We start from the raw sequence: 12917 nt of genomic DNA on the forward strand, positions 1-12917 counted from the left end.
GGTGCGGCGCGGGCGGGGCGGGCGGGCGGGCGAAGCAGTCAGGTCAGGTCAGGTGCGGATCCCCGTCCGTCACAGGTACAGCCCGGTCGAGCCCTCCGCATCGCCGAAGCGCATCGCGGCCACCGCGTGCAGGTCCCGCTCGCGCAGCAGCACGTAGGTGGCACCGCGGACCTCGACCTCCAGCTTGTCCTCGGGGTCGTACAGGACGCGGTCACCGGGCTCCACCGAGCGGACGCTCTGGCCCACCGCGACGGCCTCGGCCCAGGTGCATCGCTTGGACAGCTCGGCGGTGGCCGGGATGAGGATGCCGCCGGTCGAGCGGCGCTCGCCCTCGCTGCCCTCGGTCTTCACCAGGACGCGGTCGTGCAGCATCTTGATCGGCAGCTTCTCGCCCAGCCGGTCGTGGCGCGGCGAGTCCTGCTCGGCGGAGGTGGTTCGCAGGGTCGGTTCGTCGTTCGTACTCACGATCCCGAAGGTACCGCTCCCGGGCGCCCCGCGTGACGCCGGACCGGTATGCGGAAGGCCGGGTGCGGTGGCACCCGGCCCCGGGAAACCCCGCCGCTCAGCCCTTGCGGCGCTTGCGGGCCGAGGCGACCAGCAGGACCAGGCCCACGCCGACCAGCGCGGCGGGCACCACCCGCTCCTTGCGCGGCCGGCCCTTCTCGTCCACGAACCGCGCCTTCGCCTGCTCGACCAGCCCGCTGGCGGCCACGTACGCCCGGCCGGCCTTCTCCTCCACCGAGGCCACGGCCTTCGCCTTGACCTGGGCCGTGATGGTGCTCGGGTGGACGCGCATGGCGAGCTCGTCCAGGGTCGCCGCCAGCTGGGTGCGGGTGCGGGAGATGTCCGCCTCGATCTGGGCGGTCGTCCGCGCCGACTTGTCCTTCGTGCTCGCCTCGCCCACTCGGGCCACCCCAATTCACTGATGTTGTCCTGTGCGACTGACCCAGTTTGTCAGTTGCCGCCCCGGCCCGCGCGGCCCCACCCACCATCGGAGGTAAGTTGGCCGTGGTACGACCACCGTCCACGCACCAGGAGAGTCCCCCGTGAGTGAGCGTCTCCAGCCCGGCGACACCGCGCCCGCCTTCAGCCTGTCCGACGCCGACGGCAACCAGGTGTCCCTCGCCGGTCACCTCGGCCGCAAGGTGATCGTCTACTTCTACCCCGCCGCGCTCACCCCCGGCTGCACCAAGCAGGCCTGCGACTTCACCGACAACCTGGAGGTCTTCGCCGGCGCCGGGTACGACGTCATCGGCATCTCGCCGGACAAGCCGGAGAAGCTCGGCAAGTTCCGCGAGGCCGAGGACCTCAAGGTCACCCTGCTCTCCGACCCGGAGAAGAAGGTGCTGGAGGCCTACGGCGCGTTCGGCGAGAAGAAGCTGTACGGCAAGACCGTCACCGGCGTGATCCGCTCCACCGTGATCGTCGACGAACAGGGCAAGGTCGAGCACGCCCTGTACAACGTCAAGGCCACCGGCCACGTCGCCAAGCTGCTGCGCGACCTGAAGGTCGAGGCGGTCTGACCCCCGGCGCCGGGCGGCGAACCGCCGGGCGCCCGTAGGGCCACGACGAAGCGGTGGCGGCGCACCCCCCGACCGGGTGCACCGCCACCGCGTCTCTCACCTCACTGAGCCACGCTCATCGGATCTCCCGATCAGCAGGCCCCGAGGTCGCTCCAGACACCCCACGAGCCGCTGGCACTGGGGTCGTCGCCCTTGGTCCACCACTTGTTCTGGTAGTAGTGGCCCTTCCAGGACACCTTGGTGGTGGACGCGTAGGTGGTGCCCGCGTCCCAGCTCGGCGCGCCCGTGCAGGCACCCGAGGTCGGGGTCGCGGTCGGGGTCACCGTGGGCGTCACGGTGGGCGTCACGGTGGGCGTCACGGTCGGGGTGACCGTGGGCGTGACCGTCGGGGTCACGGTGGGCGTCACCGTCGGGGTCACGGTCGGGGTGACGGTGGGCGTCGCGGTCGGCGACGCGGTGCCGCCGCCCGTGCTGCCCCGGGTCAGGTCGCCCTTCAGGCCGTACAGCGTGCCGGCGACGTTGACCGTCCAGTTCGACGGCGTCGAGACCGGCAGGTAGTAGACGAAGTCCATGTCGATCGACGCACCGGGCGCCAGCGACTGCCAGCCCGGCAGCTTCACCGAGACGCGGTTGTAGGTGCCCTTGAGGCCGCCCACGTTGCCCGGACCGGGGTTGTCCTGCTTGATGACGGTCAGCCCGAAGCCGGACTGGTCCTTGGCGTTGCCCGGGGCCGAGTTGCCGTAGTCGAACTGGAACTCGGTGCCGCCCGGCAGGGTCAGCGTCGAGTTGTTGACGATGTGGATCTTCGGGTTGATCGGGTAGTTCGAGTCGCCCAGCGCGAAGTTGGTGAACGACACGTCGATCGGCAGGGTCTGCTGCGGCAGCGCGGTCGTCGAGCGGACCGCACCGTACGGCGAGGCCGCCTTGAACTTGTCGTACATCAGCGAGGTCAGCGTCGAGCCCGGCACGTACTGGCCCTTGCCGCCGTTGGCGGCCGCGTCCCACTTGTAGTCGCCCGCGAGCTCCCAGATCATCGCGCCGCCGGCGCCCTGGTTGACGATGTAGTCCGCCTTGGCGGCCACCGACTGCTCGTCCTCGGTGGAGAGGAACACCTTCTTGGTGTCGTTCCACAGCCACGACGCCACCAGGGTGGAGCTGTAGTTGCGGGTGTAGGTGCCCTGCAGGGCGGTGTCGGTCACGCCGTACTTGGAGAGGTAGTCGGGCACGATGCCCTTCTCCAGGTTCTTCGCGTGCCACATCGGGTTCGAGCCCGCCGGGGACTCCTTGCCCGCGTCGTCCTTGTCGTTCCAGATGTTGTCGATGCCGACCGCGCCGTCACCGCACGCCGTCAGCCCGGCGCCCACCGGGCAGGTGGTCGCGGACGCGGTGCCCCAGAGGCCGTTGGTGCCGCCGGTGACGTTCTTGAACCCGCGCGTGTAGTACGGCAGGCCGACGTTGATCCGGCCGCCCGGCATCGACCCGCGGAAGTAGTGGTACGACCAGTCGGCGTTCAGGTAGCCGATGCCGCCGTACTGGCCGGTGCCGTACACGTTGGCCGCCGCCAGCTCGCCGTCCTTGCCGTCGTCGAACAGCGAGGCGTTCGGGCCGACGTACTTGTTCCAGGCGCCGTGCAGGTCGTACGACATGATGTTGACGTAGTCCAGGTACTGCGCGATCTGGAAGGTCTCCATGCCGCGCAGCAGGTAACCGGACGACGGGGCCGCGACCGAGAGCAGGTAGTGCTTGCCGTCGGCGGCGCCGGCCCGGTCCAGCTTCTCGCGCAGCGTCTTCATCAGCGCCGCGTAGCCCTTGGCCAGCGAGGCGCGCTTGCCGTTGGCGAGCTGCCAGTCCAGCGGGTTGCCCGCGTCCTTCATCGAGGTCGGGTACTCGTAGTCGACGTCGACGCCGTTGAAGCCGTACTTCTTGATGAAGTCGACCGAGGAGTTGGCGAAGGTGTCGATGCCCGCCTGGTTGACGCTGCCGTCCGGGTTGACGGTCATCGAGTAGAAGCCGCCGGAGTTGACGCGCTTGCCGTCGTCCCCGAAGTACCCGCCGGTCTCGGTCCAACCGCCCACCGAGATCATGGTCTTGACGTTCGGGTACTGCTTCTTGAACTTCGTCAGCAGGTTGAAGTGGCCCTTGTAGGGCAGCGACGGGTCCAGCTCGGCGCCGGGGACGCCCGGGAAGGAGATCCCGGTGGCCTCGTTCTTGTCGTTGTCGGTGCCGACGGAGATCTTGTTGTCGCTGCCGACGTGCCCGAACGCGTAGTTCAGGTGGGTGACCTTGTCCCAGGGGACGTCGCTCACCAGGTAGGGCGGGGTCCCGTCCTTGCCGGTGCGCCAGCCGGTGAAGTAGCCGATGATGCGGCGCTGGTGGTCCGCGCCCATCTTCTCGCGACCCTCGGTGTCGTAGACGCTGCAGTACGGGACGTCCACCCCGGGAGTCTGGTACATGCCGTCGGGCCGACAGGCCGCGTTGTCGACGGTGGCGGACGCCTGTGAGGGCGCCGCACCCAGCGTCGCCATCAGCAGGCCGGCCAGGCCGGCGACCGCCAGCGAGGCCATGCCCGCCCGGGCGGCCGGGTTCTTGGAGCGGCGGGCAGCGGTGGGACGCTGCTCGGCCGTGCTTCGGATCAACACTCGGTCCTCCGGGAGAGAGTGTCGGCGCGTACCTGTGGGGGAGCACGCACGTGGGGGAATGCAGATTGGCGCTGAAGCTATGTGGTCTGAACCACATAGGTCAATAGGTCTGTACCAATTGGTAATCAAATCCCCAAGAACACCGGCCGAACGGCCGATACCCGCCGGTCACTCCTCCGCATGCCGACGACTGTGCCGGGCCACCCGGACCCGCGTCCCGCACGACGTCGAACACCACGCCCGACGCGCGTGCAGCTGCAGGAAGAACAGGATGCAACCCGGCGCCGGACACGCCCGCACCAACTCCCGCCGACCCCCCGTCAGCAACTCCACCGCCGCCTGCGCCACCCGCCCCAGCAACACCGCCCCACGCTCCCCCGCCGCCGCCCGGCGCACCCCCCGCGCCGCCGCCCCCGGCGCCAACTCCACCCACCCCGGCGCCGCCCGCACCGCCGCGTTCACCACCGCCACGTCCGCCACCCCCGCCGGCTCACCCGCCACCACCGCGGTCAGCACCGCCCGCAGCGCCCCCCGCAGCCCCAGGAACGCCGCCAGCTCCGCCGCCCCCAGCTCCCCCGCCGGCGCACTCTCCAGGTCCAGCTCGACGGCGTGCCGATCCACCCAGACGGCCAGGTCGGACGGCTCGACCAGCACGTCCACCAGATGCCCGCGCAGACCTCCCCGCACGAAGGTGCTGTTCACCAGATCCAGCGCGAGATGCTCGCCGCCGACCGGCATCTCGTCCACCGCGCCACGCTCCACCATGCCCATATCTAACGGTAACGCCACTTGCCAGCAGTTAGCCAAAGTCCGCAGACTAACGCTTACCTGTCACGCATGCCGTTAGGAGCAGCTCCGCCATGCCCCTCCCCAGCCAAGCCCCCGCCCGCCCCACCCCCACCGCCCTCCTCACCTCCACCACCACCGCCGTCACCGCCCTGCTCACCCTCGTCGCCCTCGGCACCCTCACCCACCAACCCCTCCTCATCCCCCCGCTCGCCGCCTCCATGGCCCTCATCGCCGGCGCCCCCACCCTCCCCCTCGCCCAACCCCGCAGCGTCATCGGCGGCCAACTCGTCTCCGCCCTCACCGGCTACGCCGTCCTCGCCGCCACCACCCCCGCCTACTGGTCCGCCGCCATCGCCGGCGGCCTCGCCCTCGGCGCCATGACCCTCGCCCGCACCCCCCACTCCCCCGCGGCCGCCACCGCCGTCATCGTCACCCTCACCGCCCCCGACCCCACCCGCTTCCTCCCCCTGCTGCTCCTCGCGACCCTCCTCCTCACCGCCACCGGCCTCCTCGCCGCCCGCCTCACCCGCCGGACCTACCCCACCTACTGGTGGTGAGGCCGTGACCAATCCCCGCCCCACTCGTTCGCATGCGTGGGGGACGGGTGCCTACAGAGGCCCGAAGGGGGACGACCATGCCGGTCAAGTACACCCGTGTGCTGCTCGCAGAAGCAGCAGCACAGAGCACGAGCATCGCCTCGATGCTTCGCTACATGGGCGTCGAACCGTACGACAGCGCCTACTCGTACCTGAAGAAGCGACTGGCGGAGTTCGACATCGACACAGCGCATTTCCGCTTCCGCCCAGGACCAGCCCCCGACTTCGCCACGCAAACCATTGACCCTGCGCCGCTCCAGGAGGCCGTTGCGTCGCAGGTCAGCCTTATCGGCGTAGTCCGCATCTTGGGACTACCGGAGACCAACGCAGCACGCCGGTTGATCCAGGCCGAGATCTCTCGCCATCGGATCGACGCCAAGCACTTCACCGGCCAGGCTCACAATCGCGGCAAGCGGTCGCCCAGCAGGTTTGCGCCAGAACAGGTCCTTGTCCAGCGACCGCCACACGCTCCGCGGCTTCCAGGCCGCCGAATCCGCCGCGCCCTGGCCGAACTCGGCCGGCCCGAACTGTGCGAAGGCTGTGGCATTGGGCCCGAGTGGCAGAGCCGCCCACTCACTCTGGAAGTCGACCACATCAACGGCGACTGGCTCGACAACAGGCGGGAGAACCTCCGTCTGCTCTGCCCCAACTGTCACTCCATCACGCCCACCTACTGCGGGCGGAACAAGAACCGGGACATGCGCACGGAGGCTGCCGCCGCGTAGCCACAACCACCAGCCGGAAAAGGTGCGGTCTGCCGGACGGGGAGCCGGTAGGCTAGATCCGGCGTGCGCCCGTACCCCAGCTGGCTAGAGGGTTGCGACTTAGGATCGCAGTGTCGTGGGTTCGAGTCCCACCGGGCGTACCAAGCAAAATGGCCCACTTGCCTTCGATTCGAAGGCAAGTGGGCCATAGTCGTTCTTGTGGCCCTGTCAGCCCAACAGCTCCCGCACCACCGGGGCCAGGGCGCGGAAGGCCTGGCCGCGGTGGCTGATGGCGTTCTTCTCCGCCGCCGTCAGTTCGGCGCACGTGCGGGTCTCGCCCAGGGGCTCCAGGATCGGGTCGTAGCCGAAGCCGCCCTCGCCGGCCGGGGCGGTGCGCAGCGTGCCGAGCAGGCGGCCCTCGACGACGCGCTCGGTGCCGTCGGGCAGGGCGAGGGCGGCGGCGCAGAAGAAGTGGGCGCCGCGGTGGGGGGTGTCGATGTCGCCGAGCTGGGCCAGCAGCAGGTCCAGGTTGGCGCGGTCGTCGCCGTGCTTGCCGGCCCAGCGGGCGGAGAAGATGCCGGGGGCGCCGCCGAGGACGTCGACGCAGAGGCCGGAGTCGTCGGCGACGGCGGGCAGGCCGGTGGCCTGCGCGAGGGCGTGTGCCTTGAGCAGGGAGTTCTCGGCGAAGGTGACGCCGGTCTCGCGGACGTCCGGGATCTCCGGGTAGGCGTCGGCGCCGACCAGTTCGACGTCGAGGCCGGCCTCGCCGAGGATGGCGCGGAGTTCGGCGACCTTGTTCTGGTTGCGGGTGGCGAGAATCAGACGGGTGGACATGAACCCACCCTAACCGGACGTCAGCCGGTGCAGACCTGGGTGAGGTTGCCGGCGGCGTCGCCGAGCGGCTTGAGGTCGGGGACCTGCTTGTTGTTGACGGCCTGCTGGACCTTGTCGACCTGGGTGTTGAGGTCGGTGATGGCCTTCGACACGTCGGTGTTCTTGGAGTTCTTGCCGAGGTCGTCGAGGTCGTTCTTCAGCTTCTGCAGGGCCTGGCCGGCGGCGGCCGAGTCGTTGCTGGCGTTGTTGAAGGCGGTGGTGACGTCGCTGATGTCCCCGGTGATGCGGACGGCCGTGTTGCCGCAGTCGAGTGCCTTCTGGGCGGCCGAGCAACTGACCGCGCTGAGCGGGAGGATGGCGATCAGGCCGGCCACGGCGAGGGTGGCGGGGCGGGCGATGCTCTGGGGCATCCGGTCCTCCTGGGTGCGCGGGTTCCGGAACAGGAGGACGCGCGCCGAGGGGTGCGCGGTTCCCGCAACGGGGGTGCTGCGGGAACCGTAAGGGCTCCGGGCCCGGCCTGTACAGCGGCGGCGCCGCGGTTGGGCCGTGCGCGGAGCCCTTCGGGCACCGACGGGGGGTTCAGCCCTCCAGGGCCTTGCGCTGGATCTCGTCGAGTTCGGCGCAGCCGAGGGTGCCGAGGTCGAGGAGCCGGTCGAGCAGGGCACGGTCGAATGGGGCGCCTTCGGCGGTGCCCTGGACCTCGACGAAGCGGCCGTCGGAGGTGCAGACGATGTTCATGTCGGTCTCGGCGCGGACGTCCTCCTCGTACTGGAGGTCGAGCATGGGGACGCCGTCGATGATGCCGACGCTGACGGCGCTGACGCCGCCGGTGATGGGCTGGCCCTTGGCGCGGAGGATCTTCTTCTCGCGGGCCCAGGCGACGGCGTCGGCGAGGGCGACGTAGGCGCCGGTGATGGCGGCGGTGCGGGTGCCGCCGTCGGCCTGGAGGACGTCGCAGTCGAGGACGATGGTGTTCTCGGCGAGGGCGCGGTGGTCGATGACGGCGCGCAGCGAGCGGCCGATGAGGCGGCTGATCTCGTGGGTGCGGCCGCCGATGCGGCCCTTGACGGCCTCGCGGTCGCCGCGGGTGTTGGTGGCGCGGGGGAGCATGGAGTACTCGGCGGTGACCCAGCCTTCGCCGCTGCCCTTGCGCCAGCGCGGGACGCCTTCGGTGACGCTGGCGGTGCACAGCACCTTGGTGTCGCCGTAGGAGATGAGGACGGAGCCTTCGGCGTGCTTGCTCCAGCCCCGCTCGATGGTGATGGGGCGGAGCTGGTCGGGGGTGCGGCCGTCGATGCGTGACATAGGCACCGAGCGTAGCGGTTTCGGTCGGGTGGTCCTGGTACGCCCCGACGGGCGTGTGGGGTGTGCCCGGGGGGTCGGTGGTTCTGCCCGGTCGGGCCGGTGCGGTGCCCGAAGGGACGGGGTCCGGCGGCGGGGCCCGGGCCTCGTCGAACGGGGCCGGCCCGCCGTCCCTGGGGGGGGCGGCGGGCCGGGTGGTGGTGAGCCTGGTGGGCTCAGCTCACATCATGTCCTCGATGTCGGCGGCGATCGGGTCGGCGTCGGTGCCGATGACGACCTGGATCGCGGTGCCCATCTTGACGACGCCGTGGGCGCCGGCGGCCTTCAGCGCGGCCTCGTCGACGAGGGAGGCGTCCTTGACCTCGGTGCGCAGGCGGGTGATGCAGCCTTCGACCTCTTCGATGTTGTCGATGCCGCCCAGACCGGCGACGATCTTCTCAGCCTTGCTGGCCATCTGTTTTTCTCCCTCTGTCTCGGCCCGTCGGCTGCTCTGCCGGGTGCCGTCCTGCGCTGTGCCGGGGTGCCCCCGGCCGATGGCCGGGGTGGTCGCTGTCGGTGCTGACCCGGATTCAGCTGCCGTCGCGCTGCGCCGCAGCGCGACCAGCATCACCCGAGTTGGACCGATCTGCCACGTTAGTCCACTTTTGGCCCATTCCGGCGCGCATGCTCTGGATCTTCGTCCGAGGATGACGATCAGCGGGGTCTCTGCCCCGGTGCGCGCGGCCTGCCTCCCGAAGTGGTCTACACCAATATATGTGTACTCCGATGAACGCAGGAAGCGCCCCGGGTGTTCCTGAGCCCTGTCCGAGGGTCCCCCGGGGGGCCACCGGTCGGCAACTGCTCTCGGAGGGCGAAGGATGAGTTCGGCAGGCGCCACAGCCCCGCAGACCACGTGGTGGCACACCTTCTACGGCGGGCTCCAGAAGATGGGCCGCTCGCTCCAGCTGCCGGTCGCGGTACTGCCGGCGGCGGGCATCCTCAACCGGCTCGGGCAACCCGACGTGTTCGGCAAGGACGGGCTCGGCTGGGACGACGTCGCCAAGGTGTTCGCGGCGGCGGGCGGCGCGCTGCTGGACTCCTCGCTGGGCCTGCCGATGCTGTTCTGCATCGGTGTCGCGATCGGCATGGCCAAGAAGGCGGACGGCTCCACGGCGCTGGCGGCCGTGGTGGGCTTCCTGGTCTTCTACGCCGTCCTGCACGCCTTCCCGGAGGACTGCAAGCTGCCGACCGTGCTGGTCGGCTCCCAGTGCGTGGACTTCACCTCGGCGAAGTCGGCCGCCGCGACTTATCAGAACCCGGGCGTCCTGGGCGGCATCCTGATCGGCCTGCTGTCGGCCTGGCTCTGGGTGCGCTTCCACCGCACCCGGCTGGTCGACTGGCTGGGCTTCTTCAACGGCCGCCGCCTCGTCCCGATGATCACCGCCGTGGTGGGCATGCTGCTGGCGGTCCTGGCGGTCTGGGCCTGGCCGCCGATCGGCCGGGCCTTCAACGACATGAGCCAGCAGTTGGCCGACCTGGGCGCGGGCGGCGCCGGCATCTTCGGCGTCGCCAACCGCGTGCTGCTGCTGATCGGCATGCACCAGCTGCTGAACACCTTCGTCTGGTTCCAGTTCGGCGACTACACCAAGGCGGACGGCATCGTCGTCCACGGCGACATCCCGCGCTTCCTGGCCGGCGACCCGACGGCGGGCCAGTTCACCTCCGGCTTCTTCCCGATCATGATGTTCGCGCTGCCGGCCGCCGCACTGGCGATGGCGCACGCCGCCAAGCCGCACCGCCGCAAGGAGATCTACGGCCTGATGCTCTCGGTCGGCCTGACGTCCTTCGTGACCGGCGTCACCGAGCCGATCGAGTACTCCTTCGCCTATGTCGCCCCCGCGCTGTACGCGGTGCACGCGCTGCTGACCGGTGCGTCGATGGCGATCACCTGGGCGCTCGGGGTGCACGACGGCTTCAGCTTCTCGGCCGGCCTGATCGACTACGCGATCAACTGGAGCCTGGCCACCAAGCCCTGGGTGATCATCCCGATCGGGCTCTGCTTCGCCGCCGTGTACTACGCGCTCTTCTTGTTCATCATCGTGAAATTCGACATGAAAACTCCCGGGCGCGAGGACGACGACGAGGTCGAGGACGTGACCAAGGCATAAACCGAGCGTCACCGGACGCGCTCCGAATAAGGCCCTCGGACCATTGGCCCGAGGGCCTTCGTCATATTCCCGACAGGACATTGGTCCCGGCCGCAAATCGATTTCCCCGACCGGTCCGGGAAATTCGACGGCCGGCCCGGTGGCCGGGCCGACACCCGGGGTCCGGCGGCCCGGGGCCCTGCCAGGGCAGGGCCGTGGCACCCCGCGGCCGCCGGGCGCGGCGGGCCGGCGCGAAGGCGGCGCACCGGGTGGGGGGAAGATCGCCGCCGCCGCGCGGAGCACGATCCGGCAATCCGGCGCCGCCGCCGCGCACCGGCGCCGCCATCGGTTTCTCCGGACGGTCGGGAGCATCCGCCGAGTCCGGGCGCAATGCGCCGGTGAATACCCGGCACCCGATCAGGGGGGTCCGGAACATCCCCGCGGCCCACCGCCGCGATCTCCGCGTCCGACCGGCCGGCGCCGCAGCGGGCACCCGGGGCAGCCGGGACGGCAGCACTCCGGTCGCCCCGGCGCCCCGTCGGCCACCCGCCGACCGGGCGACGACCACCCGTCGGCCGGCTGTCGGGTGCCCGCCGACCGCTCGCCGAGCGCCCGTCCGGGGGCCGCCGGCCCCGCCGTCGAGCGCCCGGGCCTTTTTGTTGCGCAAATAGCCAAAATCCCAATCACGGCGGGTAATCATGATCGTCGATCCGCAAGTAGGTTTCGATTTCATAGCGCTTCTCACCAGCGGCGCTTTCAGGGCTTCCCCCCCTTCTCCACCCGTGCTACAAAACTGGTCTACACCACGTGTGGTGTAGACCAGTTCGCGGTTCGGCCCCTCTGTGCACCTACCCCCGACCGACCCGCCCTGCCGTTAGGAACCCACCCCCATGAGTCAGTCTGCGCAGGCACCGGCGCCCGCCGCGGCTCCGGCCACGCCAAGCCCCACCAAGAAGTTCGGCCAGAACCTGCTGCAGGGTCTGCAGAAGATCGGCCGCAGCCTCCAGCTGCCCATCGCCGTTCTCCCGGCCGCCGGTCTGCTGCTGCGTCTCGGCCAGGACGATGTGTTCGGCAAGGACGGCCTCGGCTGGGACAAGGTCGCCGCGGTGTTCAACACCGCCGGCGGCGCCGTCTTCGACAACCTGCCGCTGCTGTTCGCGGTGGGCATCGCGATCGGCTTCGCCAAGAAGGCCGACGGCTCCACCGCGCTCGCGGCCCTCGTCGGCTTCCTCGTGTACAAGAACGTGCTGACCGCGTTCCCGGTCACCGACGCCGTGGTCGCCGACGGCAAGTACACCGCCGCCACCTACCAGAACCCGGGCGTGCTCGGCGGTATCGTGATCGGTCTGCTCTCCGCCGTGCTGTGGCAGAAGTACCACCGCACCAAGCTGGTCGACTGGCTCGGCTTCTTCAACGGCCGGCGTCTCGTCCCGATCCTCATGGCCTTCGTCGGCACCGCCGTCGGTGTCGTGTTCGCCCTGACCTGGGGCCCGATCGGCGACGCCATCAAGAGCCTGAACGACACCCTGATCGGTGCCGGCGCCTTCGGCGCGGGCGCGTTCGGCCTGGTCAACCGTGGTCTGCTGCCGGTCGGCATGCACCAGTTCGTGAACTCCTACGCCTGGTTCCAGACCGGTGACTTCACCAAGCCCGACGGCACCGTCGTGCACGGCGACCTGACCCGCTTCTTCGCCGGCGACCCGACCGCCGGACAGTTCATGTCGGGCTTCTTCCCGATCATGATGTTCGCGCTGCCGGCCGCCGCGTTCGCCATCGCCCACACCGCCAAGCCGCACCGCCGCAAGGCCGTCACCGGCATGATGCTCTCGCTGGCGCTGACCTCCTTCGTCACCGGTGTCACCGAGCCGATCGAGTTCTCCTTCGTCTTCATCGCCCCGGTGCTGTACGTGATCCACGCGCTGCTGACCGCCGTCTCGATGGCCGTCACCTGGGCGCTCGGTGTGCACGACGGCTTCACGTTCTCCGGTGGTCTGATCGACTACCTGCTGGCGTGGAACAAGGCCACCGACCCGTGGATGATCATCCCGCTGGGTCTCGCCTTCGCCGCCCTGTACTACTTCCTCTTCCGCTTCGCGATCGTCAAGTTCAACCTCAAGACCCCCGGTCGTGAGGACGACGAGGAGATCGAGGACGTCACCAAGGCCTGACGCCGAGGAACGACCCGCAGCACCCCCGGCCCCGCCCCGCCGCCCGCTCCCCCCGAGCGGCGGGGCGGGGCCGTCGCGCGTCCCGGCACGACCGCGCGATCATGGACCGCCCGGTGGGACGGCGGTTGACGAACCGGCAACATCGCTGGTCAACTGAAGTGGTGAACGCGCCGCGCATCCTGGTCAGCCGCTGCCACATCGACTTCGGTCGTGTGTGGTCGGCCGCGTGTTGCGCC

At 70.1% G+C, this 12917-nt stretch carries 13 protein-coding genes and 1 tRNA gene; 6 read left to right on the top strand and 8 right to left on the bottom strand.

All coding sequences use genetic code 11. The features are described 5' to 3' along the window. Positions 1-69: 69 nt before the first annotated feature. The gene (locus ACFVYI_RS03740) at positions 70-372 is read right to left on the bottom strand and encodes a co-chaperone GroES (protein ID WP_057237824.1); all 303 of its coding nucleotides are present in this window, start codon (positions 370-372) and stop codon (positions 70-72) included. A gap of 190 nt (positions 373-562) precedes the next feature. Further along, entirely contained in the window at positions 563-904 is a 342-nt protein-coding gene (locus ACFVYI_RS03745) for a DUF3618 domain-containing protein (RefSeq protein WP_387881234.1), read from the bottom strand. 142 nt (positions 905-1046) lie between these two features. Here ACFVYI_RS03745 and bcp point away from each other — a divergent pair, with 142 nt between their 5' ends. After that, the gene (gene bcp, locus ACFVYI_RS03750) at positions 1047-1523 is read left to right on the top strand and encodes a thioredoxin-dependent thiol peroxidase (RefSeq protein ID WP_387881236.1); all 477 of its coding nucleotides are present in this window, start codon (positions 1047-1049) and stop codon (positions 1521-1523) included. Between the two features lie 131 nt (positions 1524-1654). Here bcp and ACFVYI_RS03755 read toward each other — a convergent pair whose 3' ends face one another. Both ACFVYI_RS03755 and ACFVYI_RS03760 read right to left on the bottom strand, forming a co-directional pair. Further along, positions 1655-4087, bottom strand: coding sequence for a chitinase C-terminal domain-containing protein (locus ACFVYI_RS03755; RefSeq protein WP_387881386.1), 2433 nt, complete (start codon positions 4085-4087; stop codon positions 1655-1657). 243 nt (positions 4088-4330) lie between these two features. Continuing rightward, entirely contained in the window at positions 4331-4927 is a 597-nt protein-coding gene (locus ACFVYI_RS03760; RefSeq protein ID WP_387881238.1) for a CGNR zinc finger domain-containing protein, read from the bottom strand. Positions 4928-5022: 95 nt separating this feature from the next. Between ACFVYI_RS03760 and ACFVYI_RS03765 the strand changes: the two genes are divergently transcribed. The 3 genes from ACFVYI_RS03765 to ACFVYI_RS03775 all read left to right on the top strand — a co-directional run bounded on the left by ACFVYI_RS03765 (position 5023) and on the right by ACFVYI_RS03775 (position 6415). Beyond that, the gene (locus ACFVYI_RS03765; protein ID WP_387881241.1) at positions 5023-5508 is read left to right on the top strand and encodes an HPP family protein; all 486 of its coding nucleotides are present in this window, start codon (positions 5023-5025) and stop codon (positions 5506-5508) included. Between the two features lie 77 nt (positions 5509-5585). After that, positions 5586-6272, top strand: a complete 687-nt coding sequence (locus ACFVYI_RS03770) for an HNH endonuclease signature motif containing protein (RefSeq protein ID WP_387881244.1) — start codon at positions 5586-5588, stop codon at positions 6270-6272. A gap of 65 nt (positions 6273-6337) precedes the next feature. Next, positions 6338-6415, top strand: a tRNA-Leu gene (locus tag ACFVYI_RS03775). A 64-nt stretch (positions 6416-6479) separates the two neighbouring features. Here ACFVYI_RS03775 and rdgB read toward each other — a convergent pair. From rdgB to ACFVYI_RS03795, 4 genes are all read right to left on the bottom strand, one after another. Beyond that, positions 6480-7085 (bottom strand): RdgB/HAM1 family non-canonical purine NTP pyrophosphatase, encoded by a 606-nt coding sequence (rdgB, locus tag ACFVYI_RS03780; RefSeq protein ID WP_387881247.1) that lies wholly within the window; start codon positions 7083-7085, stop codon positions 6480-6482. 20 nt (positions 7086-7105) lie between these two features. Continuing rightward, entirely contained in the window at positions 7106-7495 is a 390-nt protein-coding gene (locus ACFVYI_RS03785) for a hypothetical protein (RefSeq protein ID WP_380575732.1), read from the bottom strand. Positions 7496-7664: 169 nt separating this feature from the next. Next, positions 7665-8390: a ribonuclease PH gene (gene rph, locus ACFVYI_RS03790; protein WP_387881249.1), complete on the bottom strand. Its 726-nt coding sequence runs from the start codon at positions 8388-8390 to the stop codon at positions 7665-7667. Positions 8391-8607: 217 nt separating this feature from the next. Next, positions 8608-8994: a glucose PTS transporter subunit EIIB gene (locus ACFVYI_RS03795; protein ID WP_387881251.1), complete on the bottom strand. Its 387-nt coding sequence runs from the start codon at positions 8992-8994 to the stop codon at positions 8608-8610. A 250-nt stretch (positions 8995-9244) separates the two neighbouring features. Between ACFVYI_RS03795 and ACFVYI_RS03800 the strand changes: the two genes are divergently transcribed. Beyond that, positions 9245-10534, top strand: coding sequence for a PTS transporter subunit EIIC (locus tag ACFVYI_RS03800; protein ID WP_387881254.1), 1290 nt, complete (start codon positions 9245-9247; stop codon positions 10532-10534). An 869-nt stretch (positions 10535-11403) separates the two neighbouring features. After that, positions 11404-12681 (top strand): PTS transporter subunit EIIC, encoded by a 1278-nt coding sequence (locus ACFVYI_RS03805; RefSeq protein ID WP_387881257.1) that lies wholly within the window; start codon positions 11404-11406, stop codon positions 12679-12681. Positions 12682-12917 lie beyond the last annotated feature (236 nt).

This window comes from Kitasatospora sp. NPDC058218, from assembly GCF_042882445.1.
Taxonomy (GTDB): domain Bacteria; phylum Actinomycetota; class Actinomycetes; order Streptomycetales; family Streptomycetaceae; genus Kitasatospora.

Coding starts and splice junctions, on each gene's coding strand:
- ACFVYI_RS03805 (WP_387881257.1), top strand. CDS start 11,404: ATGAGTCAGTCTGCGCAGGCACCGGCGCCCGCCGCGGCTCCGGCCACG.
- ACFVYI_RS03760 (WP_387881238.1), bottom strand. CDS start 4,927: ATGGTGGAGCGTGGCGCGGTGGACGAGATGCCGGTCGGCGGCGAGCAT.
- rph (WP_387881249.1), bottom strand. CDS start 8,390: ATGTCACGCATCGACGGCCGCACCCCCGACCAGCTCCGCCCCATCACC.
- ACFVYI_RS03740 (WP_057237824.1), bottom strand. CDS start 372: ATGCTGCACGACCGCGTCCTGGTGAAGACCGAGGGCAGCGAGGGCGAG.
- ACFVYI_RS03785 (WP_380575732.1), bottom strand. CDS start 7,495: ATGCCCCAGAGCATCGCCCGCCCCGCCACCCTCGCCGTGGCCGGCCTG.
- rdgB (WP_387881247.1), bottom strand. CDS start 7,085: ATGTCCACCCGTCTGATTCTCGCCACCCGCAACCAGAACAAGGTCGCC.
- ACFVYI_RS03795 (WP_387881251.1), bottom strand. CDS start 8,994: ATGCTGGTCGCGCTGCGGCGCAGCGCGACGGCAGCTGAATCCGGGTCA.
- ACFVYI_RS03770 (WP_387881244.1), top strand. CDS start 5,586: ATGCCGGTCAAGTACACCCGTGTGCTGCTCGCAGAAGCAGCAGCACAG.
- ACFVYI_RS03800 (WP_387881254.1), top strand. CDS start 9,245: ATGAGTTCGGCAGGCGCCACAGCCCCGCAGACCACGTGGTGGCACACC.
- ACFVYI_RS03755 (WP_387881386.1), bottom strand. CDS start 4,087: ATGGCCTCGCTGGCGGTCGCCGGCCTGGCCGGCCTGCTGATGGCGACG.
- ACFVYI_RS03765 (WP_387881241.1), top strand. CDS start 5,023: ATGCCCCTCCCCAGCCAAGCCCCCGCCCGCCCCACCCCCACCGCCCTC.